This window comes from Halobacillus sp. AWM4_238 (genome assembly GCF_056158265.1).
Map to the genome: position 1 here is coordinate 1,280,221 of NZ_JBSWSY010000002.1, position 22,131 is coordinate 1,302,351.

Here is a 22,131-nt window from a genome sequence, read left to right on the forward strand (position 1 = left end):
TACACCTCTTCTCACTCACTGCATCTCTTGTTGCATATGTATAACTCGATCCACAATCTCCAATCTTCTTTTCCCACATTGCTGTTTAATGACAGTTGTATAACTTTGGTTTTTCATCATTTTATTTTGGTTGTTTATATAAAGAACATTTATTTTTTTTATAAGTTCTTCTTCTTTAATATCTTCTTTCCAGTAAGCATCAATTATTGTATTAATAGCTATCGCTAATTCTCGCTGAGTTTTATAGAAGAGTTTTACTTCCACCCGTTTCACCTCATACTTATTCGTTTTTTACTCTAGTATTATTATACTCTTATGAAACCCTTATAACAATGAAGTTATAAGGGTTTGGTGAAAAGAGACCTTAGGCATAACTTCTCCCAAAAACTTTAGCATTCTGCTTTAGGTTCGATGATTCAGTTTTCTTAACACTCTTTAACTCTTCATTCCAATCCTTAGCAGGAGGTATATTTATTTTGCTAAGACGTCTATCTATCATGGTTGAGTATTTATTTGCAAACTCTCGTCCAGCCTTATCATTATCAGTACAAAAAGTTATCTGATCTACTTTATGACCTTCCTTACCCATCCGTTTAATTTCATCAATCATGGTCTGCCGCTTAAGCCCAGACATGGAAACTAGTCGAGTGTTCTGCAACTTTTCCTTCTTAATACTCCAATAAGACAGCGCATCGATCGGGCTTTCAAAAAGGTGGATGGAACTAGGTTTACCTATACCCACCGAAAACCCTGCCGAACCATGGCTGTTCCTAGCAATGCCTTTGAACATTCACCCGTCTTTCATTGGAGAAGTTCCTTGGCGATCTGCTCCTACAATCTCTCCCTGCTGCTTCCACTTAAACACTACATTCCGGAGCTTATCCTGCGCCATTAAATCTTTATCATCAAGCCAAGTAACAATCTTGGGATGAATCCTCCGTTAATTCGTAAGATAATCTTTAGCCTTTGTCCTATCATTCACTTCATAACGAAAAGGATATTGATAAGGTTCCTTAGGCTTTTTCTCTTGGATTTTCTCTTGGACATTGTCTTTCACATTATAACCTTGCGCATTTAGATCCAGAACAGCCTCCGGAAAACTATCCGTTAAAGGCAGCTCTTTTAATTCTTGAAGAGATTCTTTCTTAAGCTGGTAGACTCTTCTTTACTATGAGTCTCCTGAAAAGCACGCATCTCATTTAAACGTTCTTGCAGGTCATTGTTTTCTTCCTTATCTAATTCTTTTCCGACAGTTGGTTTAATAAAAGTTCATGAGCTCTTTTTCATAAGCATCTTTGAAGGCTTGATGAGTATATTCCTCTTCGGCCTCTTCATCCTTAACAAACGGCCTGCTATCCTTCTCAGCCTTGCTCACCTGGCTTCTGTATATCTCCCGAAGCTTTTCTGAAGGTATATCTCTCTTTCTTGTTTCTCCTCTTCCATTTCATGCTTTTGTTCTTTAACACTCATATCTTTCTCTCCTTCCTTTTCTTGGCCCATAGATTCTTCAATGGTTGTAATAAATTCTTTAGCTGTTGACTGAACTTCTTGTAATAGCTTTTTATGGTCTTTAAATTCATGCTCCTTGGTCCAGTGATGCAGATAATCCAATGAATAATCACTGGTATCAATATTGAAATAAGAAGCAACGGTATAAGCTGTCATTTCCTCCTGAAATTCTTTCTCCGGTTTGGTGTAGTCATTCATGTTTTCTTTTGTATGAAGCTTGGAATGAGTCAGTTCATGTAACAGAGTTTTTGTATCTTGTCGCTCAGAGTTACGCGGATTAAGAGCGACTTCATCTCGCCCGGTGTAACTTACACCTTTAGCTGCTCCTAATTCTTCATAAGGCTCTACAATTTGTATGTTGTTTTTATCTGCTATAGCCTCCATCCCTTATCGAAGCTGAGTGTAATTTTGAACCTCCCCATCGATCCATTTGTTAGGAAAGATTTGAGGCAGGTCTTTTTGAGTGGCTGTTGTCTGAGAAACATCAAACACACTCCCGGTAGAATAAACAAGCCGGCCATCTCTTTTATCGAGTTGGCCGGCTTTGACTTGTTGCTTTTCTGTTTTCGTCGCATATTTAAAGGTTTCCATTCGCCTTCTTCATTTTGAAACTGTTGACCTAGCCGGTTAGGTACGAGTACCTTTAGACTTTTCTCTCCCTTGTTTACGGAAAACCCTTTGTCTTTCCAGAAGGCGTAGGAACCTACAGCTTCTGCTCCTGGAAACTGGGAAACAATGAGTGCTGTATTACGTGGAGAATACCGATGGAACTTCCCCATAAAGTCTAGGTACTCTTTCATTTGTTCTGGAGAATGAAAGTGATTCGTAATACTCTTTTCCATTCCCTCTGTCAGTCGATTGATATCCTCTTTGACCTTTTCTGGTGATTTCTCTCTATAAGATTGTTTAGTCTTCACCATGATCCTCAGCTCCCTCACTAATGTTCATGAGTTCTTCCATTTCTTCCTCATCGTAATTAGATTCTGTATTTAATATCAGTTTCTTTGTTTTCTTATGAAAAGGAATGAGTAAGTTCTCTTGATTCACTAAATACTGTTCAAGATCAACCATTTCCTGATCACTCAACGTTAAGGTATATTCCTCCTGTCCCACCTCCAACACGAGCTCATTATTTTCACTTAAACACACCTACTTTATAATTGTTATTGAACATAAGCATTCCTTCCACTCCCTAGTTGGATAATTACTCATTGATACCATTAGCTTGATGCTGTTTGTGTCTCTCCGGCACTTATTCTCTTTTGACGCTGATGACTGATCCTTTCCTCCACCGCTTGTTACGCATCCTACATCTCTTGACTATCAAATATTAGTGTCGTCACATATACTTGGAAGGGTATTAACCACCAAAACTCCCATACTCCTTCCAGAAGTGCAACATCACCGTCCCCACCGGACCATTTCTCTGCTTTCTCAAAATCACCTCCACCACATCACTACCTTCCTGCGTATAGTAATCATCGCGGTATAAGAAGCTGATGACATCAGCGTCCTGTTCGATGTTTCCGGATTCCCTCAAGTCCGACATCATCGGTCGTTTGTCTTGGCGTTGTTCGACGCTTCGGGAGAGTTGTGAGAGGAGGATGATCGGGATGTTGAGTTCACGGGCAAGGAGTTTCAATTCGCGGGTGATGGCGCCGACTTCGAGATCGCGGCGTTCATAGCGGCCTTTGACGTTCATCAGCTGCAAGTAATCGATGATGATGAGGTGATCATGATCGGGACCTGCAGCTACGGAGGATCTGATTTTTGAGGTGATGTCCTGGACGGTTTGTTGACGCTCATGGATGGACAGGTTCCACTCGGCGATTTCCCCGATGGCGTGGAAGGAACGTTTGTAGTCTTCGGCGGAGAAACACATCGTGCGCCACTTCTGACCGTCGATGCGTGCTTCTGATGAAATCATCCGCTGCAGGAGCTGTTTGGATCCCATTTCCAGACTGAACAGGTCGACGGCTCCTCCGTTCTTGCAATGGTTCATGGCGATATTCAAGGCGAAGGCGGTCTTCCCCATCGAAGGCCTGGCAGCGACTATAATCAAATCGCCACGCTGCGCTCCTCCGGTCATTTTGTCATAGTCTTCGAATCCTGTAGCTAAACCCGTTTGTACGGGTGAGGAGATCATCTCCATGGCAATGTCACTGAGTTGCTCTTTCACCGTCTGCTCATCCGCTTCCGTGTCCTAATCCATCAGATGAAGCTGCTGCTTCAAGCCGAGCAGCGCATCAGCACTCGGATTCTCGATGTACTTGATTGCCGACTGTCTCATTTGCTGGTTCGTGTAGGATTCGACGAGGAGTTTTTCATAGAAGTGGAAGTTCTCAGTCGTCGGGACGGATTCAGTGAGCCCGAGCAAGTAACTCACTCCTCCCACCTGGGCGATCTCATCTCCGAGGCTCGTGGTTACCGTCACCATATCCACCGGCGTTCCGTTGTTGTCCACCTGCTGCATTGCTAGGAAAATACGTCGATGGTCGTGTCTGGAGAAATGCTCAGGGGAGAGCGTCGTCTGCTTGATTTTCTCCCCCTCTACAAGTAAGATACCTAACACGGCCTGTTCCGTCTGTAGATTATGACTCATGGGACTTCTCCTCTGCCAGCGAACGGAGCTTGTCCATGAACCGCTGGCGGATTTCATCAGATACTTCCGCTGCTTCCGCCTCCCACACTCTCATCTGCTCCAAGTGACGATTTTCTTCAGGTTCATAGACAGCGATTTCTCCGATGGTCGGCGGGAACGGACTGCGGACGGCAAAATCGGAAAGCTTGGCTATCACCCCTCTATAATCCATTTCCAAAAGCTTCGGAATCAGCATATTCGCGACACGTTCGGTAATATCGAATTTCTGAGGATACAATTCACTGATCGTCTCAAGCACCTCGATGGCTTCTTCTCTCTTCATACCTGCACCTCCTCTCTCAACTTATCGAACACGGATTTGTTTTTGTCATTCTTTGAAGTGGTCCTCTTTTTCTTGTGATCCTGCTGTGCTCGTTCCGCCCCTCTCAGAGTGCGGACGCCCGTTTGCTGCCACTGTTTCAGAATGCCTTCACAATAGCTGAAGAAAGGCTTGTTGCTCTCGACCGCAAGCTTCATCGATTGGATGACGAGCTCATCAGACAACTCTTCACACCACTGAGTAATTTTTTCTGCGATGAACGGCGACAACGTCCCGATGTTGTTTTCGTAAAAATGGTGGGGGTTCTCAGCTGGCGTTTCTACTACTGCTTCTTTTTCTTTCGTTTCGTTTTGTTTACTTAATGTGTTCGACTTGCCGGTATCACTGCCGTTCGACTTGCCGACACTGTTCTCCTCCACACTGTCGTTCTCGCTGTCCATTTCTTCATATAAAGGGATGATCCGATAGATGGGAGCCTGGTTGCCTGGTCTCGAAGTGAACGTCACATACCCTTTCTCCACGAGTTCCTTGCGTGCTTTCCGAATGCTGCTTTCGCTCAAGTTGGATTTCAGACAAAGGACAGTCATTGAAGCCGTAAATTCTTTTTTCCAACGGGATTTGTTATTCACATGCATGAGGCTATGCCAAAGGTTGATAGCGGCAGAAGTTAGAGGGTTGAATTCCTGGTGATCGTAGAAGGCGTTGATTGCTTTGATATAGTTCATTTGGATTCTCCTATTCTTATGGAAAGATGGAGGATTTGTGAATAGAAAAACACTTCCTCAATTCTATAATCGATGGAAGTGTGTGTTAGGTGTCTATGAATTTAAAAGTTTTTTTAAAAAAAGATTCCGCTTGCTGATGCATCTGTAATAAGCACTTGCTCTATAAGAACGCCCTCACTTGAAGCCACACGGATTTTACTTCTATAAAATGGAACAGAACAAGATTTTCCCTGGCACAGGCCAGGGTCTTTTCAGAGGTACACTTTGTATCAGTCATTCATCCATTTCCCGGTTATTGTCATGATTGTTGCTTCTGTCAAAAGGTCGTTCAAGATCAATTTCCCGGTCACCAAACTCGATCTCCTGTTCCTCTCGATCGATGATCGGGTAATCAACATCAGGTCTCGTATCCTCGCCATTGTCATTGTCCAAACGATTTCTTTGCTCGTCCTGGTCATAGCGTGTGGGTTGATAATTCACATCTTCCGGTTCATTTTGTTCGTTCCCAGCGCAGCCGTTCAATACAGCCGCAATGAATATGCCTAATAAAATCGGTCCTTTTATGTTCATTCCTTCACCTCCTGTTTCAACCTCTAATATTTGCAAAAAGCCATGATAAAATGCTCCTGTTATGGAAAAAGTCGTATATTCCTTTGGAGTGATTAGGATAGGCACGTTCACAAGAAAAAGCTTAAGGCTGTAAATAGCTTTAAGCTTTTCCTTCTGATTAGATATAAACGTTTTATTTCAGCTCTCTTCTCCACTGCCGCAGAATCGCTGTATACTTATTCCACTGTTTGGTCCCTTCACTTTCAATTCTCTATAGAAGATGGGTCAGCCACTCATCTGAAAGAAAATGCAAAAAACAAAGACTAATATCCTAATATTCCTTGATTTATTAATTGAAAATGGTTATCATTATCGTTGGTTAATGATAATGATTTTCATTAAAATAAAATAGAGAAATGAGGAGATTGAACAATGAAATTGCGTACATATACGATGTTCGTATTGCTGATTAGTGCTCTCCTGCTTGTTGGCTGCTCGGACACTGAAGGGTCCACAGACGCACAAGAGGAAGACACAGAGAAGACAGAACAAACGACCGAAACGGAAGCGAAAACCATTTCGCATTTAAAAGGGGAAACCGAAATACCAGAAAACGTTGAGAGAGTCGTGGCTCTTCGTCCTAGTTATTTTGACCACCTGTTAACGATTGGGGTTAAACCTGTGGGAGTTACAGCTCAACCTCAATATGGTGGTGACTATATCCCGTACCTTGCAGATCAGCTGGAAGGTGCTGAAATTGTAGGTTCAGCTGCGGAAGTCAACTTGGAAAAAATCCTGGAACTCGACCCGGATCTTATTCTGGTCGATGACTATACAGCATCTGAAGTGTATGAAGATTTAGAGAAAATCGCACCCACTCTCGTTTTGGGGGCATCCTCTGATGAAGAACGGAATGATCCGGACTTTTGGCAGCAGGACTTGATGAAAATCGCAAAAATCTTTGATAAAGAAGAGGTGGCCAAAGAAAAAATCGCTGAGCTTGAAGAAAAAGTAGCAAAAGCGAATGAAACGATCACAAACATGGAAAATAACAAAATGGCTTACCTGCGTATTCGTGAAAAAGTGATTCAAATCTACCCGGAAACCACCCACCCGATGGTGTCCATGTTATACCATGACCTGGGCTTTGAACCGGCTGATCTAACAGATGAGAAAGAACGCGGGGATCTATCGATGGAAGTGATTCCAGAACTTGGCGCCGACCATATTTTCCTGCAAGTGGACTCTTCTGGAGGACCTGAAAACTACTCTTCCATTCAAGACAGTAATTTGTGGAAAGACTTAGAAGCCGTTGAAAATGAAAACGTATTGAAGACGGACTTCTGGATTTACAAGGCATGGGGAGCCATTGGACGGACACAAATGGTTGAAGAAGCCATGGAGTATGTAAACGAGTAAAGAAAGAAAGGCTAAACTTCTCCGTTAAGTTTAGCCTTCTCTTTTTGTTGGCGCTTTGAAAAGGTGCGGGCATGTACCACAACAATGAGAGAGGTCCCGGTCATGTAATAAGTAAGAAAGACAGCAGTGCTCACGAATGTAAAAAGGCTCGCCTTCCTCAGGGGTATGCAATGGGAATGTGTAGGCTAATGGGTTGCTTTCTCCCACTCCAAATAACTCATTTGTTGTGAAGAGATTCAAGTAAAGATCAATCGTCTGCTCATCCGCCTGCTCCTGACGCTTCATTAATAGACTGCGCTGAAACAGGTTATGAGCGACAAGAGAATGAAGGTGCTCTGCTTTGCAGCGGGAAGCCTTAGCTACAGCTTGGAAAAGGGGTTCTAAGTGACCTTTCAAGAACGTGCGAATAAGTCGATGAACCTCGTCAGTGGTTAAATCAGAGACTTCTTTCACCGCTTTTTCTTCAATAAAGTACCGGTTCGGTTTTCCTTCTTCAAGCTTGATTCCGATAAGGTGTGGCGCTGTATCAATCATGATTCCTCTTCTTATAAGAAGCGAGAAGATCCCCATACCTAATACGGAGTATCGCTTTCCGAACAGTGTCCCTACAATCGTCGAAACTTCTGTTCCTCGATGAGCTTTTTGCCTTTCAATAAATTCGTTGGCTTTTCTCTCACTTTGAATGACGTCACTCACCCTAAAATCGATGTGATCGTCAAAATCCGAACCAATATGTATAAATGCCTTCTGGGCTAAGAAATCGTAAAGTTGTTTTCTGTCTTCTGCAATCATAATAAACCTCCGAACTCCGTTTATGAATTAATGATCCTGATAATCATTATCAATTATAAATGCGAGGAGCGAAAAAAACAAATAAAGGTTCCGCTAAACGTGGCAAGAAATAAAGGTGGAGAGAAACATGGAAAGATCTAAGGAAGATCGGTCGAACGTTCCAAAACAAAAAGGAAATAAAAAAAAACATAAAAGCCGGCCTCTTATAGCTACACTCATTCTAATCGTAGGAACGGCGCTGATGATCTTAAGTGTCGGTTTTTCTGTCATGCTGGGAGCAGCAGATATCAGCTTAACAACCGTCTGGAATGGTGTGTTCCATTACAATCCGGACCTTACTTCTCACCAGATCATCCAGGAACTGCGGATGCCAAGAGCAATCGTAGCCGCCATTATTGGTGCCTTTCTGGCGGTCTCCGGTGCGATTATGCAAGGAATGACCCGTAACCCACTCGCCTCCCCTTCTATTATGGGGGTAACAGACGGCTCAGCTTTAATGATTGCGATCGCGTTCGCATTCTTTCCCGGCACTTCTCCTATTGGACTCATGTTTTTTTCTTTTATCGGAGCGGGTCTTGCTGCGGGGGTCGTGTTTCTTATTGGCTCGTTCGCCAAAGGCGGCCTCTCTCCAGTGAAATTGGCGCTTGCCGGTACGGCTGTGGGAGCGTTATTGAGTGCCTATTCTTCAGGGATCGCTATTCATTTTGAAGTCGCCCAGGACATGAGCTTTTGGTACGCAGGTGGAGTCGCGGGGACGCAGTGGATCCAAGTTCAATTTGTTCTCCCGGTTGTCATCATTGGTGGGTTGATCGCGATCCTCATTGCACGATCGGTCACCGTATTGAGCCTTGGAGAAAGGGTAGCGAAAGGACTCGGCCAAAGGACGAACGTGGTGAAAGTTCTTGGGACCATTGTCGTTCTCCTCATGACAGGAGCAGCCGTGTCCGTGGCAGGAAATGTGGGGTTTGTAGGATTGGTTATTCCTCATATTACCCGTTTTCTTGTAGGACTTGATTATAAATGGATTCTACCCTGTTCAGCCGTATTAGGAAGTTTATTACTCGTCCTTGCTGATATTGGGGCACGTATGGTGAATCCGCCCTATGAGACGCCGATCGGGGCGATCACGGCCATGGTTGGCGTTCCATTCTTCCTCTATTTAGCACGACGTGAAGGGAGAGGTTTTTAATGGATGGGATGAAAAGAAGAAACAAGAAATCCTTACTGACGATGGGGCTGCTCGCTGGATTAATTGTGATCACCTTGTTAGTCAGTCTGCATACAGGCGTCATTCAAATCGGCCCTTTAGATGTGTTCAGAACCATGCTGGGATTAGGTTCAGAGCGGCAGGAGCTTGTCTTATTTGACTTCAGGCTTCCAAGGCTCGTCATTGCCATTTTAGTAGGAGCAGGCCTGGCCGTATCCGGAGCGATTTTACAGAGCGTTTCGCAAAATGGTTTAGCAGACCCGGGTATTCTTGGGATTAATGCAGGCGCTGGTTTTGCTGTTGTCCTTTATATTTATTTTACCCAAGGGGCAAGCGCCTCGCTTGGGACCTTATCTATTTTCATCCTGCCGTTCATGGCATTGATCGGGGCAGCTGCAGCGGCTTTTCTTATTTATGTATTAGCCTGGAAAAAAGGCGTGACACCCGTTCGACTGATTCTGGTTGGAATCGGCGTAAACGCTGCCTTTGGGGCAGTACTCATCATTTTCCAATTGAAAATGAATCCACGTGATTTCATGCAAGCGACCATCTGGCTGTCAGGAAGTATATGGGGGACGAATTGGAAGTATGTTCTAGCGATTTTACCGTGGATCTTGCTATTGATTCCTTTTGCTCTATTCAAAGCCAGGTTCTTAAATGTTTTAACCCTGGGTGACAAGCTGGCAACAGGACTGGGTACAAGAGTGGAATGGGAGCGACGAATCCTGCTCCTCGTGGCCGTTGGCTTAGCAGGCGTAAGCGTAGCGGTTGCCGGAAGCATCGCTTTCCTAGGGCTAGTGGCTCCGCATTTGGCGAGAAGGCTGATCGGACCCCGGCATGAGCTGTTAATTCCCTCATCCGCACTTATTGGCGCACTGCTTCTGCTGGTAGCCGATATGATCGGGCGCAACTTACTGGCCCCGTCCGAGATTCCTGTCGGTATTGTTGTTTCAGCTCTCGGCGCCCCTTACTTTATCTACCTGCTAATGAAAACAAACTAAGGAGGAACGTATATGACTTCTTTATCAACGGAGCAGTTGAGAATCGGATATGGAGAAGTAACTGTCGTAGATGATTTGAACCTTCATTTACCTGAAGGAAAAATAACCACGATTATCGGCCCGAATGGATGTGGGAAATCTACGATTCTACAAACGATGTCACGACTGATCCAACCCAAAAATGGATCCGTCTACTTAGATGGAAAAGAGATTCATAGAGCGTCAACAAGAGAAATCGCAACAAAAATGGCCGTCCTTCCTCAAACACCAGAAGCTCCAAGCGGTCTGACAGTCTATGAATTGGTTTCGTATGGCCGCTTCCCTCACCAAAGAGGATTCGGACGCTTAACAGATGAAGATCAGGACCTTATTGAGTGGGCGCTTGAGGTCACAGGAATATCGGACTTTGCGGAACGTGCCATCGATTCCCTATCAGGCGGACAGCGGCAGAAGGTCTGGATTGCCATGGCACTGGCGCAGGAGACCGATTTGCTGCTTCTTGATGAGCCGACTACTTATTTGGACCTGACTCACCAACTTGAAGTTTTACAATTACTTGATCGATTAAATCGAGAGGAAAATCGCACCATCGTCATGGTGCTCCATGATTTAAATCACGCCGCCCGCTTTGCTGATCATATGGTAGCGATCAAAAACGGCAAAGTCGTTCAAGAGGGCGCTTCTAAAGATGTGATGACGAAAAAAGTATTAGCCGAGGTTTTCCAAATTGATGCCCATATTGCTAAGGACCCTCAAACCGGACGCCCGGCCCTTTTAACTTACAACCTTCTAAAGGATGCTGTAGTCAGACCACATGTTTCTGTTTGACGAGCTTCACTGGAAGAGCAATGCAGAGAGTTTGAAACTGCCCTTGTAGGTTACATGTAATGGTATTGAAAGTACCTAAAAAAAGTACCTGCCCCACTACAATTCTCTTAAGTAAAGTGGAGGCAGGCTCTTTTTTTCTCTTAAAGAATGTTAGCTACATAGTGATAATTGTAGAGGGAATTATACATAGAGTCGTTTGTTATTTCAAAATATTACCTTTTGACGTTCTACAAAAGCCTACAAAATCCCTTAATTTATCTATTGAAATTCGATCAATTCTATTAAAATAATGAAACAAGAACTGTGATTGAGAGTTTTGGTCTCCAATATTTTTCATGTGAAAACCTTCCCCTATTTTTATGAACACTTTTCCTTTGAGTTCTTTCAGTCTTTATACTTAAGCAAAAAAGTCACAGGGAATATTCCCCTGTGACTTTAGAACAATATTATTGCTGTTCAAGCACAAATCTCGCACTCTTAACATCCCGACTGTTCGGCCCTACAAAAACTTCAAACTCCCCGGCATCACTCTTATGTTCCATGTTCGCATGATAATACCTAAGCTGCTCTTCTGTAAGAGTGAAATGGACGACTTTCTTTTCACCAGGATGTAGATAAACCTTTTCAAAATCCTTCAGCTCCTTCAGCGGGCGGACAACTTCTCCAACTAGATCTCTTACATATAGTTGAACGATTTCTTCTCCGGAATAATCGCCTGTGTTAGTCACTTGAATAGAGACAGCCAGTAATTCATCTTGTTGGATCCGCTTCGAGGAGATCGTAAGTTCGTCATATTCAAATCGGCTGTAGCTCATTCCGAAGCCGAATGGAAATAATGGTTCGTTCGGGATATCGAGATATTGAGATACATAGCGCTCCTGCGCATCTGGCGCTCCTTTAGGACGGCCTGTATTGTAACGGTTGTAGTAGATCGGCACTTGTCCAACGGAGTAAGGCATGGACATGGTCAGTTTAGCTGATGGGTTCACTTCTCCGAATAGGATATCTGCCAGCGCGTTCCCACCTTCGGTTCCTGGATACCAGGCTTCAATGACGGCATCGGCGTTTTCAATGACTTCGCGTAGATCAAGGGGACGACCATTGAAAAGGACGGCTGTGACAGGTTTTCCTAATGATTTGATTTTTTTCAAAAGCTCTAACTGGATCTCAGGAATGCGGATGTCAGCCCGGCAGCCAGCCTCCCCGCTCATATCGGAATGCTCCCCAAGTGCTACAACGACGGATTCCGCCTGTTCTGCTTTTTTCAATGCGACTTCCATTTGTTCGTCCGTTCCTGTTTCAATGCCGCTTCCGGCTGATGTTAGGAGCTGATTTTCATTTAAGTATCGGGAGAGGCCGGAAGCTACGGTAACGGTATCATCAGCTGAACCTCCCCATGACCACGGCCCGAGTATATCGGTATTGTCGGCGAACGGACCGATCAGTGCGACTTTCTGATCCTGCTGAAGTGGCAGGGTCCCTTCGTTTTTCAGGAGCACCATCGATTTGGAGGCCAGTTCACGGGATACTTTTCTGTTTTCAGCGGAGAGGATATGGGTTTCTTCCTCTTGTTCACTCGCTCCCCGGTAAGGGTTATCGAACAGTCCGAGTTTCTGTTTCAATTGCAGGATGCGCAGCACGGCTTCATCGAGGATGCTTGCTTCCAATGTCCCCTCCTCAATCAGTTCTTCTACATGATTGACGTAACAGGACGTCATCATTTCAACATCGACGCCTGCTTTCATCGCTTTTTCTGCTGCCTGCTTTTCATTTTCAGCGACTCCGTGAGGGATCAATTCCTTCACCGCTCCCCAATCAGAAATGAGCACGCCATCAAAGTTCCATTCACCGCGGAGAAGTCCTCTCATTAACGGTTCATTTCCTGTCGATGGCATGCCATTTAAGATGTTGAAGGCTGTCATCACCATCTGAGCACCTTCATCTAACGCAGCTTTGTAGGCAGGAAGATAGTTTTCACGCAACTGCCATTCGGACATATCGACGGTATTGTAATCACGACCGCCCTCCGGGGCCCCGTAGGCAGCGAAGTGTTTGACACAAGAAGCTACTTTATGAGGATCATTTTCCAAATCTCCTTGAAAACCCCTTACGAATGAACGGGCAAATTGGCTATTGAGGAAGGTATCCTCCCCTGTACTTTCCATGACACGCCCCCACCTCGGTTCCCTTGATAAATCCACCATGGGAGCGAAAGTGACGTGGACGCCGGCTACAGCCGCTTCCTTTGCTGCAATCGAAGCACTCTTTTCAGCCAACTCCAAATCCCAGGAGCAGCCGATCGCTAAGGGTACGGGGAAAATGGTCTTGAACCCGTGAACGATGTCCGACATGAATAACAAAGGAATCCCTAACCGGTTCTCTTCCATATGAACCTTTTGAATATTGATCGTTTCTTTAGCTCCGGAAGCTCCTAGCACTGAACCTGTACGTTTGATATCTTCTTCATCTATGTTCATGTGAACCATCGGACCTGTAATTTCCCCTCGATCGGAAGCTCCTTTAAAGAATGGTGTGGCTAATTGGACGAGCTGCCCTATTTTTTCTTCTACTGTCATTTGGTGCAATAAGTTTTTCAGTTGATGTTCCGCCATGAATGTTCCCCCTCTATTGAGTAATTAGTGAAACGTTTCGAATAAATGTAATTGCAGTATAATCCGCCTAACCCTACCCGTCAACCTCCATAAAATGCTATTAAGTAAACTTCAGTTATTTTTATTTGAAAAATTAAATAAGTAGTTGAAAGCGGATACAAAGTAAATTATAATACAGTCATCGAAACGTTTCAATAAACTTAAAACTTTTAAAGGGGTGCTTTTAGTGAAAGGGAAACTATGGTTGTTGGTCGCTGTTGTTATGACTTCATTGATGTTGGCAGGATGCTCGGATAGTTCATCCTCAAAAGGGGATGAAAATACGGTAACAGTGTGGGCGATGGGAGAAGAAGGTAAGAAACTTAAGGAGTTCAGTAAAGATTTCGAGGAAAAGAATGAAGATCTGACGGTTGATGTCCAAGCTATTCCATGGGATACAGCTCATGACAAATTGTTGACAGCTGTAGCCTCAGGGAATGGACCGGATGTTGTTCAACTAGGCACCACTTGGGTTCCGGAATTTGCAGAAGCAGGAGCACTACTGGACTTATCGGAATATATGGAGGATTATCCTAATTTCGCAAAAGAAAATTTCTTCGATGGTTCTGTAACGACGATGGAACATGAGGACCAAGTCGTAGGAATTCCTTGGTATGCAGATACACGGGTTATTTACTACCGGAAAGATATTTTAAAAGAAGCTGGGTACGAAGAAGCGCCTAAAACGTGGGATGAACTTAAGGATGCTGCTCAGAAGTTAGCTGACCGCGGGGAAGATTCCTACGGTCTTGACATTGATCGCAATGATCAGATCACTCCGTTCATTTTCGCGTGGCAGAATGGTTATGAAGCGAACCTTGAAGAAGGAAAATTGAATTTTGATTCTCCGGAATTTAAAGAAGCAATCCAATACTATACGAGTTATTTTGAAGAGGGAATCAGCCAGAAACAAGAAGGAAAAGACATCGTGGAAGCATTCAAAGATGGTTCTAAACCGATGTTCTTCAGCGGTCCTTGGATGATCAATATCATCAATGACCAAGCTCCGGACCTTGAAGGGAAATGGGCCACAGCCGTCATGCCTACAAAAGAAACGAACACTTCTAGCATGGGTGGGGCCAACTTATCTATTTTTGAAAGCTCCGACAATGTCGAAGGCGCGTTGAAGTTCATTTCCTATATGACGGACGTGGATACACAGTTAAGCTGGTTGGAAGAGTCCAATACCCTCCCTTCTCGCACAGAAGCCTGGGAAGATCCTGTAATGCAGGAGAATCCGTTGTATGCAACATTTGGGGAACAGATGGAAAATACAAAACCTGGTTTGCAAACAGAAAAGTTTGAAAGGATTGCACAGGAACTACTGGCTCATATCGAACGCATTACTGTAGGTGGAGCTGATGTAGAAAAAGAGCTTGAGGAGTTCAATCAGGAAGCTCAAAGCTTGATCGAGGAATAAAACATAACATGGAAGGATGGAATGGAACCCCCATTCCATCTTCTTTTATCCATGTCACGACAAGGTAGGTGGGTTTTCATGAATTTTAAAAATAGACACCCTTTCATGTTCATATCTCCGGCTGTTCTATTGTTATCCCTATTCAGTTTGATCCCGATTCTTATTGCCTTTTTCATCAGTTTCACGGATATGAACTTGAAAGGTCTGGCTGATTGGTCTTCGGTCTCATTCATCGGTTTTGAAAATTATCAATCCTTATTCGCTGACGATAAATTTATCAAATCCATTTTCAACACCATCTTTTATGTAGTCATTGGTGTTCCTTTAGTAATTATCTGTTCTTTGTCCATTGCTTTGCTGCTGAACTACGGAACAAGCAAACTTTTCACGATGTTCAGGGCCGTGTACTATATGCCTTCAATCACGAATATTATTGCTGTCGCCGTGATTTGGGGATATTTATACAATACGGAATACGGCTTATTTAATTATTTACTCTCATTACTTACGGTTGAAAACATTCCGTGGTTGCAGGAACCGACCATCGCTAAAATCTCACTGATTATCTTAGCGGTTTGGAAAGGAATCGGAATTAATATGATTATTTTCCTCGCGGCGTTGCAAGGAATTCCAAAATCGTATTATGAAGCAGCCGAAATGGATGGTGCGAACCGTTTACAGGTACTTTTTCATGTGACGTTACCATTGTTGCGATATGCCACTTTTTTCGTTACCGTTACCACCCTTATCGGCTGGATGCAATTCTTCGAGGAACCGTTTGTCATGACAGATGGCGGACCTTTGGATGGAACAATTTCCATTGCTCTCTTCATTTACAAAGAAGGATTCCAATTCAGTGAATTCGGCTATGCAGCCGCTGCATCCTTTGTTCTATTTGCCATGATTATCGTTGTAACGATGCTCCAATTCAAGTTCAGAAAATCGGATACAGATTATTAATAGAAGGGAGTTCCAGAAGTTATGGCACGAGCGACTAAGAAAAACAAGTGGGAACAAGCGCTTGTCATCTTGATTATGGTAACGGGAGGAATACTCGTTTCAATTCCATTCATATGGATGATCTCAAGCTCTTTCAAACCTGAAAGTGAAGTGTTGTCCATCCCTCCCACCATCATCCCTGATAACCCGACACTTGATAATTACATCAACCTGTTCACCAATATGAATTTTGCCGTGTATCTAAGAAATACCCTGGTTATTGTACTCTTCTCTTTCTTAGGGTTATTGTTCAACGCGATGGCCGGTTATGGCTTCGCTAAATATGATTTCAAAGGCCGGGAAAAGGTTTTTTATATCGTATTAGCAACGATGATGATCCCTGGTCAAGTCACCATGATCCCTGTGTATCTCTTGTTGAATGCGATGGGTCTAACGAACACGATGACAGGTATTATCTTACCGGGATTAGCTGTCGCCTTCAGCATCTTTTTATTCCGGCAGTTCATGACGACGATCCCCGATGACTTGATTGAAGCGGCAAGGCTGGATGGCGCTGGGGAATTCTATATCTTTTTCAAGCTGGTCATGCCTATTGCGAAACCGATTTTCGCTGTGCAGGGGATTTTAACCTTTATCGCAGGGTGGAACAGCTTCCTCTGGCCGTTGATCATCGCCAATGATGAAAGTCTTTACACCTTATCCGTCGGCCTCTCTTTACTGCAGGGGCAGTATGCGAATAATTTTGCCCTCCAAATGGCAGGGGCTGCTTTCATGGTGGTACCAATAATCATTATCTTTTCGTTTTTCCAGAAATACATTGTGGAAGGTTTTACCATGTCAGGTATCAAATAAACAGGATGTTTTAGATAACTGTTATAATAAAATATATGAATAGACAGATGGAGGACTTAATATGGCTACAATAAAAGATGTGGCTAAGCGAGCAGGGGTAGCTCTTTCGACAGCTTCCTATGCGTTGAATGGCAATCAAAAAGTGAGTGCATCGACAATCGAAAAAGTGCTTAAAGCCGCTAGAGAGTTGAATTATCAAAAAAACGGGTTCGCTTCCGATCTGAAGCGAACCAGAACAAATACCATCGCCTTAATCTTAAGCGATATGTCAGGTCCATACTATTCTGAATTGATTAAAGGGGTTCAGGAAGTAACGGCAAGCCATCAATATGATTTGATCGCCTGTAGCTCTTTAGGAGACGACCGATCAACCGCCACGAAATTCCTTCGGGAGAAGCGAGTGGATGGAGCGATTATACTCGCCAATAATATAAGTACCCAGTTAATTGAGGAATCAGCACGTGAAGACTTCCCGATCATTGTGTTGGATCGTGAAGTAAATAACCCGTTTGCTATCCATGTGAAAGTCGATAACCGCCATGGAGCCTATCAAGCCACAAAGCATTTGATTGAGAATGGACATCGATCCATCGGGTACATCAGTGGTCCCAACGATTCCCACGACAACAAGGAACGGTTCAAAGGATTTTCAGATGCCTTGAAAGACTATGACATCCCTTTTCAATCTCGCTTTAAAATAAGTGGCAATTTCACTCGTGAAGGTGGTTACCGGGCGACAAAGATGCTTATTGCCCAGCAGCAATTGCCAGATGCTGTGTTTTATGCCAATGATGAGATGGCCATCGGTGGCCTTCAGGCTTTCTCAGAAAAAGGCATTGCGATCCCGGATGACGTTTCTGTCGTCGGGTTTGATGACATCCAGTTATCTGAGTATGTAAACCCGCCTTTGACGACCGTCAAGCAACCCAAGTATGAAGCAGGAGCTTTAGCGGTCCATACCATTTTTCAAATGCTCGCAGGAGAGCAGGTGGATCAGTCGTTTGATCTTTCCACAGAGTTTGTAAAACGCTCTTCTGTAAAAAGCAAATAAAATAACCCGGTGATTCTCTCTTGAGAGTCACCGGGTTATTTATTATTTAATGGAGAATTCTTCTTTGATCAATAGATCTTCAGGACCGTGACCAATGTCTGATTCATGGAAATAATCTCTGATTACCCCATCCTTGAGATAATTGATGATTGAAACCATCGTCATGCCCTGGTCGAGAGCGAGATAAGCGTTGGTTACTTCCCCTGTTTCTACATTGACGGAATCTAAGAAGCCATACTTACTATAAGTATCGAAACGTTTCAATTGCTGGATGTTTTCGAATACTTCCATAGGTGCATATTCAAGTGCTAGGAATGTAGCGTGAGGGGTTACCGTACCATCTGACTTATACCCATCCATGCCAAGCGGTGTAGCGGCGAATTCAGAATAATCCTCAGGCGTAGCGGCAGGAGACATTCCCCAGGCTGCGTATCCTTCCTCTTTGGCATATTCGATTTGTATGTCAGCATGTCGTTGATTGTTCAGTCCTAGTGCATCTTTACCTAGTTCTTTTTCTTTTAATACAAGAGGTGGCATGAGAGCTTCAAACATGCTTCCGCCCCAGCTTGGTACGTACTTTTTGCCGTTGTAAGAATAGTGGCCTTCAAACACGTCCACACCATCATACGTCGTCATATATCCTTCAGGCTTCTGGGCTTGCCAATCCCAACTGTCAGGCATCGTGCGGTACATCTTCCACCAGTGTTCTTTTGGAACATCCCCCTTACCGATCGCGATGTAGCTGGCCACACGAGGTTCCGTGTAGAATGCTCCATAGTGGTGGGACGTGTAGCTTTCTGCGGCGACATCATACCCGCCTCTCATCTGCCCTACTTCAGGCGTATAGAGCGTGGAATAATCCATATCCTGTACGATTTCGTTGGACTGATCATAGAGCTCCGGGTACGCTTGTCCGACGACGATCAAACCCGCAGACAACCAGCCGTTGTCTACCGTTGAAATGAACTCCCCCCAGTCCGTATAGAGAGACCCATCTGATGTATTGTACCAGTTATAAAACAGACCATTCCATTTTTCCATTTCTTCAAGTGTTGTTAGAGTCGTCTTGATATTATCAACGGCTGAATCACGTGAAATGTGCCCCGCTTCTTCTGCAGCAATCGTGCTCATCATATAGATTCCAATGTTGGTTGGTGAAGTGTGTTTCTGCGCCGTCATCTCCCCGTTTTCATCATATCTGACAGCATCATAAGTGAGTCCTGTTTCTTCCACTGTAAAATCTTCAAAATACCGGTACGTTTTCTTTGAAATCGCTTCCAATTGTTTGGATAAAGCAACCTCTTTACCTTTCGGTGCCTGCTTAGCCAGAGAAGTTGTTGGTACGGTTACACTCATGATCAGAATGAGTGCCAAAAATAAAAGAGCCACCTTCTTTTTCAAAAAAACACTTCCTTTCAAAGTTTGGTGAAACGTTTCGATTAAAGTGTACAAAACTATGACCCATTGGTAAATGCGATAATAGTATTAATTGTCGTAAATTTCAGATAGTTACCAGGAATAAAGTAATGGTTAATTTTTCTAACAGGAAACTTGCTAAGATGTAAAAAAGGCGATCCCTTAGTCAAGGAATCGCCTCAGGAAACGTTTATTTACTCATTCATCATTCTCTTATTCATCGTCATAAGAATTTAGCGCATTCACACTGTGAGCAATAGCCGACCCTGCTTTTAATGCCGTGGCAACAAAAATCGCTTCGGCCACTTCCTCTTTAGAAGCTCCCTGCTGTTTCGCGCCTTTCGTATGCACATCGATGCAGTAAGGACAACCTGTCGTATGGGCGACCGCTACGGCAATGAGCTCTTTATCTTTAGCGGAAATCGCTCCCTCTTTCATGGATTGTTGATCAAAATCGACAAAAGTATGAAACGCACCTTCACTAAGGTTGGAGAGTTCTTTAAGACGGCTGAAGTAAGAGGCTTTGTATAAGGCATCGTCGCCTTTTTCATCGTATGTATTCAACGCATTCACACTGTGTGCGATTGATGACCCAGCTTTTAGCGCTGTTGCTACAAGGATTGCTTCTGAAACTTCTTCTTTTGTTGCTTCCTGTTTCTTCACATTTTTCACATGCACATCGATACAATACGGGCATCCTGTCACATGAGCAACAGCTACAGCCATCAATTCTTTTAATTTTCCATTCAGCTTTCCTGGGGCGAGCGCTTTTTTATCGAACGCTACGAAAGCTTTGAACGCTTCTGGTGCCAAATCCCCAAGTTCCGGCAGCCTCTCAAAATATGATTTTGCATAGAGTAGATCGTTTCCCATAGTCCTCTCTCCTTTGTTTTCATTCGTTCATTATTATGATAAATTTTACCATTTCAAGTTTGCTTCGTAAATGAAGAGAGGGAATTTTCTGTCTTCTTATGAAAAAGAGTGCTCAGCGCTGAAACCTTATTCTTTCCTAAACGTATAGAATAGAGAAGATAACTTGCCTTAGCGGGCTACTTCATCGGAAACGAAAAAAATGTTGGACAAAGTGATCCTCAGGATGAGTACTTAGATCAAATCATTAACTAAAATGCAAGGAAGGTGGAACAACTATGATGTTTGTAGGACTTATTTTAACCCCGATCTTTTTAATAGCGCTCGTTTACCTTTTACGCTTTACTTGGGGCAAAAAAGGAAAAACGGAGGAAGGAAAGGCTGCCCTGAATGCTTCTTACGCAAGCGCCGCACCGGTCTTCCCCATCGGCTGGCTCGCGATCGAACTTTATCATGACTGGATCCAACCCCTATCCTTTTCTACTTACAGGGATGCGATGTGGATCCTCGTGTTGATCACATTCATTTTTATAAGTGCAAGCCTGTTCCGGCACCGGAAAGCAGCGGTTGCCTGAGCCCCTTCACTCCAGTGGGGGCTCTTTTCTTTTTACCGTCGTGTAAGAGATGAGTTCCCCCCACCCTCTTCCCTTCGAGTCCATCAACCCGCTGATGAATGATACCCAGTACCACATGCCCTGGGTAAGGATGACCGGACCGAATCCTAAGACGGCACGCAGGAAGGTCTGGAGGAAGTTCGGCGGCTTGCCTGAATTGGAGTGGATGGTGAGATTCGTCAGGAGCATGCCGATTGTCCTCCCTTTCGCAAGCAGCGGGATCAGAAGGAGCAGTGCGACATGGATGATGATGAAGGCTTTCCAAAAGACGGGGTTGGGATCGAAGCCGCGCCCTGTGTCCTGTGTTGCTGTATAGAGGATCGCGAGGAAGCCGGATACTAAGAGTTCAAGTCCTGTGCCTATGAATCTGAGGAACAAGTTTCTTTCGGACATAAGTGTCCCTCCTTTCTGTGTTGTATTCTATGGGTTTTTGTAGTCATCGGTTTGCCCATTCACCCAGAACGAAGGAAAAGAGATGGAGCTTTTGCCCCATCTCTTTTTCAATGACTATCCTTTTTTCAGCTTTCGAAGCCCTTTTTATGTCCTGTTTCACACTAAATTTCAATCGGAATGTGCTCCTTCGACAAATTGTGCGTTTTCTGTCATAGCATTCTCCCCTCACTTTCTTTATACTGGATTAGGATTCTATAAAGTTATTATGAAAGGATCGATACCATGAAGAAATTCAATTACGTCCCATGGGTCGTGGGACTTTCCATCGCTATCAACCTGATCGTTGTGGCCTTATTGTTCTTACCGAAAATCGATGGGGATCTCGGATTCAACATCAAGCTCCTGCCCCTCTTGAATGCGGTCCTCAATTCCTTTACGTTTGTGTTCCTGTTGGCTGCGTTGTTCATGATCATCAGGAAAAATGTAAAGTGGCACAAGCGCTTCATTTTCGCGGCGTTCACATCGACGGCTCTTTTCCTCATTTCGTACTTGACGTACCATTCGATGGCGGAGTCGACGTCCTTCGGCGGTGAAGGAATCGTTGCGACGATCTATTATTTCATTTTGATCACCCATATCGTACTGGCGGCGCTCATCGTTCCCCTCGCCCTGCTCACGTTGTTCCGCGGGCTTGCGATGAAGGTGGATAAGCACAGGAAGATTGCGAGATGGACAATGCCGCTTTGGCTGTATGTCAGTTTGACGGGCGTCATCGTATACTTGATGATCTCCCCTTATTATTGATGAACGACAAGAAGCGGCAAAGCGCCTGTCTTTTTGTCGAAAGTCTTTCCTTTCTTATTGGAGGATATTATTGTAAGATAATAGTTAGATAGACATTGAAAAGGTTTTCCTTTATTTTTTTGCTCGTCACGTTTCATTTTTCCTATCCG

The 22,131-nt window shown here is 44.0% G+C and carries 26 protein-coding genes and 1 pseudogene; 10 read left to right on the forward strand and 17 right to left on the reverse strand.

The genetic code is table 11. From position 1 onward, the window contains the following. Positions 1–15: 15 nt before the first annotated feature. The 12 genes and pseudogenes from ACXACN_RS06485 to ACXACN_RS06540 all read right to left on the reverse strand — a co-directional run bounded on the left by ACXACN_RS06485 (position 16) and on the right by ACXACN_RS06540 (position 5,725). Positions 16–264 (reverse strand): TIGR04540 family protein, encoded by a 249-nt coding sequence (locus ACXACN_RS06485; protein ID WP_474963204.1) that lies wholly within the window; start codon positions 262–264, stop codon positions 16–18. Between the two features lie 100 nt (positions 265–364). Then, positions 365–790, reverse strand: coding sequence for a toprim domain-containing protein (locus tag ACXACN_RS06490; protein WP_474963205.1), 426 nt, complete (start codon positions 788–790; stop codon positions 365–367). After that, the gene (locus ACXACN_RS06495; RefSeq protein WP_474966817.1) at positions 791–934 is read right to left on the reverse strand and encodes a hypothetical protein; all 144 of its coding nucleotides are present in this window, start codon (positions 932–934) and stop codon (positions 791–793) included. Positions 935–1,371: 437 nt separating this feature from the next. Next, complete coding sequence (locus ACXACN_RS06500; protein ID WP_474963206.1) at positions 1,372–1,893, reverse strand: ImmA/IrrE family metallo-endopeptidase; 522 nt, start codon at positions 1,891–1,893, stop codon at positions 1,372–1,374. Positions 1,894–1,896: 3 nt separating this feature from the next. Further along, positions 1,897–2,100 (reverse strand): hypothetical protein, encoded by a 204-nt coding sequence (locus ACXACN_RS06505; protein ID WP_474966931.1) that lies wholly within the window; start codon positions 2,098–2,100, stop codon positions 1,897–1,899. 38 nt (positions 2,101–2,138) lie between these two features. Then, positions 2,139–2,429 (reverse strand): annotated as a pseudogene (locus tag ACXACN_RS06510) (ArdC-like ssDNA-binding domain-containing protein); the annotation flags it as partial. Further along, positions 2,416–2,595: a hypothetical protein gene (locus ACXACN_RS06515; protein ID WP_474963208.1), complete on the reverse strand. Its 180-nt coding sequence runs from the start codon at positions 2,593–2,595 to the stop codon at positions 2,416–2,418. The pseudogene ACXACN_RS06510 and the gene ACXACN_RS06515, both read right to left, overlap by 14 nt. Positions 2,596–2,869: 274 nt before the next feature. Then, entirely contained in the window at positions 2,870–3,688 is an 819-nt protein-coding gene (locus tag ACXACN_RS06520) for a replicative DNA helicase (protein WP_474963209.1), read from the reverse strand. 24 nt (positions 3,689–3,712) lie between these two features. Continuing rightward, a complete protein-coding gene (locus tag ACXACN_RS06525) occupies positions 3,713–4,111 on the reverse strand; it encodes a DnaB-like helicase N-terminal domain-containing protein (RefSeq protein WP_474963210.1) in 399 nt (132 codons plus the stop codon). Then, positions 4,101–4,433: a hypothetical protein gene (locus tag ACXACN_RS06530; RefSeq protein WP_474963212.1), complete on the reverse strand. Its 333-nt coding sequence runs from the start codon at positions 4,431–4,433 to the stop codon at positions 4,101–4,103. The genes ACXACN_RS06525 and ACXACN_RS06530 overlap by 11 nt, the downstream gene beginning before the upstream one ends. Further along, entirely contained in the window at positions 4,430–5,155 is a 726-nt protein-coding gene (locus ACXACN_RS06535; RefSeq protein WP_474963213.1) for a DnaD domain protein, read from the reverse strand. The genes ACXACN_RS06530 and ACXACN_RS06535 overlap by 4 nt, the downstream gene beginning before the upstream one ends. A gap of 273 nt (positions 5,156–5,428) precedes the next feature. After that, positions 5,429–5,725: a hypothetical protein gene (locus ACXACN_RS06540; protein ID WP_474963215.1), complete on the reverse strand. Its 297-nt coding sequence runs from the start codon at positions 5,723–5,725 to the stop codon at positions 5,429–5,431. Positions 5,726–6,136: 411 nt separating this feature from the next. Here ACXACN_RS06540 and ACXACN_RS06545 point away from each other — a divergent pair, with 411 nt between their 5' ends. Continuing rightward, a complete protein-coding gene (locus ACXACN_RS06545; protein ID WP_474963217.1) occupies positions 6,137–7,123 on the forward strand; it encodes an ABC transporter substrate-binding protein in 987 nt (328 codons plus the stop codon). 30 nt (positions 7,124–7,153) lie between these two features. Here ACXACN_RS06545 and ACXACN_RS06550 read toward each other — a convergent pair whose 3' ends face one another. Continuing rightward, on the reverse strand, positions 7,154–7,915 hold the full coding sequence (locus ACXACN_RS06550) for a hypothetical protein (protein WP_474963219.1): 762 nt from the start codon (positions 7,913–7,915) through the stop codon (positions 7,154–7,156). A gap of 127 nt (positions 7,916–8,042) precedes the next feature. On the opposite strand from ACXACN_RS06550, the gene ACXACN_RS06555 reads away from it, so the two are divergent. Genes ACXACN_RS06555 through ACXACN_RS06565 form a run of 3 tightly spaced genes read left to right on the forward strand, consistent with a single transcriptional unit; the run spans position 8,043 to position 10,951 of the window. Continuing rightward, positions 8,043–9,104 (forward strand): FecCD family ABC transporter permease, encoded by a 1,062-nt coding sequence (locus ACXACN_RS06555; RefSeq protein ID WP_474963221.1) that lies wholly within the window; start codon positions 8,043–8,045, stop codon positions 9,102–9,104. Positions 9,105–9,112: 8 nt separating this feature from the next. Next, positions 9,113–10,123, forward strand: a complete 1,011-nt coding sequence (locus ACXACN_RS06560) for a FecCD family ABC transporter permease (RefSeq protein WP_474966818.1) — start codon at positions 9,113–9,115, stop codon at positions 10,121–10,123. Between the two features lie 12 nt (positions 10,124–10,135). Then, the gene (locus ACXACN_RS06565) at positions 10,136–10,951 is read left to right on the forward strand and encodes an ABC transporter ATP-binding protein (RefSeq protein ID WP_474963223.1); all 816 of its coding nucleotides are present in this window, start codon (positions 10,136–10,138) and stop codon (positions 10,949–10,951) included. Positions 10,952–11,397: 446 nt separating this feature from the next. Here the strand turns inward: ACXACN_RS06565 and ACXACN_RS06570 are convergent, their stop codons facing one another. Beyond that, positions 11,398–13,563 (reverse strand): glycoside hydrolase family 3 N-terminal domain-containing protein, encoded by a 2,166-nt coding sequence (locus ACXACN_RS06570; protein ID WP_474963225.1) that lies wholly within the window; start codon positions 13,561–13,563, stop codon positions 11,398–11,400. A 226-nt stretch (positions 13,564–13,789) separates the two neighbouring features. Between ACXACN_RS06570 and ACXACN_RS06575 the strand changes: the two genes are divergently transcribed. The 4 genes from ACXACN_RS06575 (at position 13,790) to ACXACN_RS06590 (ending at position 17,885) form a co-directional block, all read left to right on the forward strand. Beyond that, on the forward strand, positions 13,790–15,022 hold the full coding sequence (locus ACXACN_RS06575; protein ID WP_474963227.1) for a sugar ABC transporter substrate-binding protein: 1,233 nt from the start codon (positions 13,790–13,792) through the stop codon (positions 15,020–15,022). Positions 15,023–15,100: 78 nt separating this feature from the next. Then, on the forward strand, positions 15,101–15,982 hold the full coding sequence (locus ACXACN_RS06580; RefSeq protein WP_474963229.1) for a carbohydrate ABC transporter permease: 882 nt from the start codon (positions 15,101–15,103) through the stop codon (positions 15,980–15,982). A 21-nt stretch (positions 15,983–16,003) separates the two neighbouring features. Further along, positions 16,004–16,834: a carbohydrate ABC transporter permease gene (locus ACXACN_RS06585; protein ID WP_474963230.1), complete on the forward strand. Its 831-nt coding sequence runs from the start codon at positions 16,004–16,006 to the stop codon at positions 16,832–16,834. Between the two features lie 61 nt (positions 16,835–16,895). Next, positions 16,896–17,885 carry a LacI family DNA-binding transcriptional regulator gene (locus ACXACN_RS06590; protein WP_474963232.1) on the forward strand — a complete coding sequence of 330 codons (990 nt, stop codon included), beginning with the start codon at positions 16,896–16,898 and terminating at the stop codon, positions 17,883–17,885. A 42-nt stretch (positions 17,886–17,927) separates the two neighbouring features. Here ACXACN_RS06590 and ACXACN_RS06595 read toward each other — a convergent pair whose 3' ends face one another. Both ACXACN_RS06595 and ACXACN_RS06600 read right to left on the reverse strand, forming a co-directional pair. Further along, a complete protein-coding gene (locus ACXACN_RS06595) occupies positions 17,928–19,286 on the reverse strand; it encodes a glucoamylase family protein (protein WP_474963233.1) in 1,359 nt (452 codons plus the stop codon). A 228-nt stretch (positions 19,287–19,514) separates the two neighbouring features. Then, entirely contained in the window at positions 19,515–20,174 is a 660-nt protein-coding gene (locus ACXACN_RS06600; RefSeq protein ID WP_474963234.1) for a carboxymuconolactone decarboxylase family protein, read from the reverse strand. 275 nt (positions 20,175–20,449) lie between these two features. Between ACXACN_RS06600 and ACXACN_RS06605 the strand changes: the two genes are divergently transcribed. After that, the gene (locus ACXACN_RS06605) at positions 20,450–20,746 is read left to right on the forward strand and encodes a hypothetical protein (RefSeq protein ID WP_474963236.1); all 297 of its coding nucleotides are present in this window, start codon (positions 20,450–20,452) and stop codon (positions 20,744–20,746) included. A gap of 6 nt (positions 20,747–20,752) precedes the next feature. Here the strand turns inward: ACXACN_RS06605 and ACXACN_RS06610 are convergent, their stop codons facing one another. Next, positions 20,753–21,178, reverse strand: a complete 426-nt coding sequence (locus ACXACN_RS06610) for an RDD family protein (protein ID WP_474963237.1) — start codon at positions 21,176–21,178, stop codon at positions 20,753–20,755. A gap of 282 nt (positions 21,179–21,460) precedes the next feature. On the opposite strand from ACXACN_RS06610, the gene ACXACN_RS06615 reads away from it, so the two are divergent. Further along, positions 21,461–21,982 carry a DUF420 domain-containing protein gene (locus ACXACN_RS06615; protein WP_474963239.1) on the forward strand — a complete coding sequence of 174 codons (522 nt, stop codon included), beginning with the start codon at positions 21,461–21,463 and terminating at the stop codon, positions 21,980–21,982. Positions 21,983–22,131: the final 149 nt, after the last annotated feature.

What these genes read in the sequence shown, in the direction of transcription:
- ACXACN_RS06545 (WP_474963217.1), top strand. Translation starts at nt 6,137, where the DNA reads ATGAAATTGCGTACATATACGATGTTCGTATTGCTGATTAGTGCTCTC.
- ACXACN_RS06525 (WP_474963210.1), bottom strand. Translation starts at nt 4,111, where the DNA reads ATGAGTCATAATCTACAGACGGAACAGGCCGTGTTAGGTATCTTACTT.
- ACXACN_RS06600 (WP_474963234.1), bottom strand. Translation starts at nt 20,174, where the DNA reads ATGGGAAACGATCTACTCTATGCAAAATCATATTTTGAGAGGCTGCCG.
- ACXACN_RS06550 (WP_474963219.1), bottom strand. Translation starts at nt 7,915, where the DNA reads ATGATTGCAGAAGACAGAAAACAACTTTACGATTTCTTAGCCCAGAAG.
- ACXACN_RS06500 (WP_474963206.1), bottom strand. Translation starts at nt 1,893, where the DNA reads ATGGAGGCTATAGCAGATAAAAACAACATACAAATTGTAGAGCCTTAT.
- ACXACN_RS06590 (WP_474963232.1), top strand. Translation starts at nt 16,896, where the DNA reads ATGGCTACAATAAAAGATGTGGCTAAGCGAGCAGGGGTAGCTCTTTCG.
- ACXACN_RS06570 (WP_474963225.1), bottom strand. Translation starts at nt 13,563, where the DNA reads ATGGCGGAACATCAACTGAAAAACTTATTGCACCAAATGACAGTAGAA.
- ACXACN_RS06580 (WP_474963229.1), top strand. Translation starts at nt 15,101, where the DNA reads ATGAATTTTAAAAATAGACACCCTTTCATGTTCATATCTCCGGCTGTT.
- ACXACN_RS06605 (WP_474963236.1), top strand. Translation starts at nt 20,450, where the DNA reads ATGATGTTTGTAGGACTTATTTTAACCCCGATCTTTTTAATAGCGCTC.
- ACXACN_RS06535 (WP_474963213.1), bottom strand. Translation starts at nt 5,155, where the DNA reads ATGAACTATATCAAAGCAATCAACGCCTTCTACGATCACCAGGAATTC.
- ACXACN_RS06505 (WP_474966931.1), bottom strand. Translation starts at nt 2,100, where the DNA reads ATGGAAACCTTTAAATATGCGACGAAAACAGAAAAGCAACAAGTCAAA.
- ACXACN_RS06555 (WP_474963221.1), top strand. Translation starts at nt 8,043, where the DNA reads ATGGAAAGATCTAAGGAAGATCGGTCGAACGTTCCAAAACAAAAAGGA.
- ACXACN_RS06615 (WP_474963239.1), top strand. Translation starts at nt 21,461, where the DNA reads ATGAAGAAATTCAATTACGTCCCATGGGTCGTGGGACTTTCCATCGCT.
- ACXACN_RS06490 (WP_474963205.1), bottom strand. Translation starts at nt 790, where the DNA reads ATGTTCAAAGGCATTGCTAGGAACAGCCATGGTTCGGCAGGGTTTTCG.
- ACXACN_RS06610 (WP_474963237.1), bottom strand. Translation starts at nt 21,178, where the DNA reads ATGTCCGAAAGAAACTTGTTCCTCAGATTCATAGGCACAGGACTTGAA.
- ACXACN_RS06530 (WP_474963212.1), bottom strand. Translation starts at nt 4,433, where the DNA reads ATGAAGAGAGAAGAAGCCATCGAGGTGCTTGAGACGATCAGTGAATTG.
- ACXACN_RS06560 (WP_474966818.1), top strand. Translation starts at nt 9,113, where the DNA reads ATGAAAAGAAGAAACAAGAAATCCTTACTGACGATGGGGCTGCTCGCT.
- ACXACN_RS06540 (WP_474963215.1), bottom strand. Translation starts at nt 5,725, where the DNA reads ATGAACATAAAAGGACCGATTTTATTAGGCATATTCATTGCGGCTGTA.
- ACXACN_RS06585 (WP_474963230.1), top strand. Translation starts at nt 16,004, where the DNA reads ATGGCACGAGCGACTAAGAAAAACAAGTGGGAACAAGCGCTTGTCATC.
- ACXACN_RS06565 (WP_474963223.1), top strand. Translation starts at nt 10,136, where the DNA reads ATGACTTCTTTATCAACGGAGCAGTTGAGAATCGGATATGGAGAAGTA.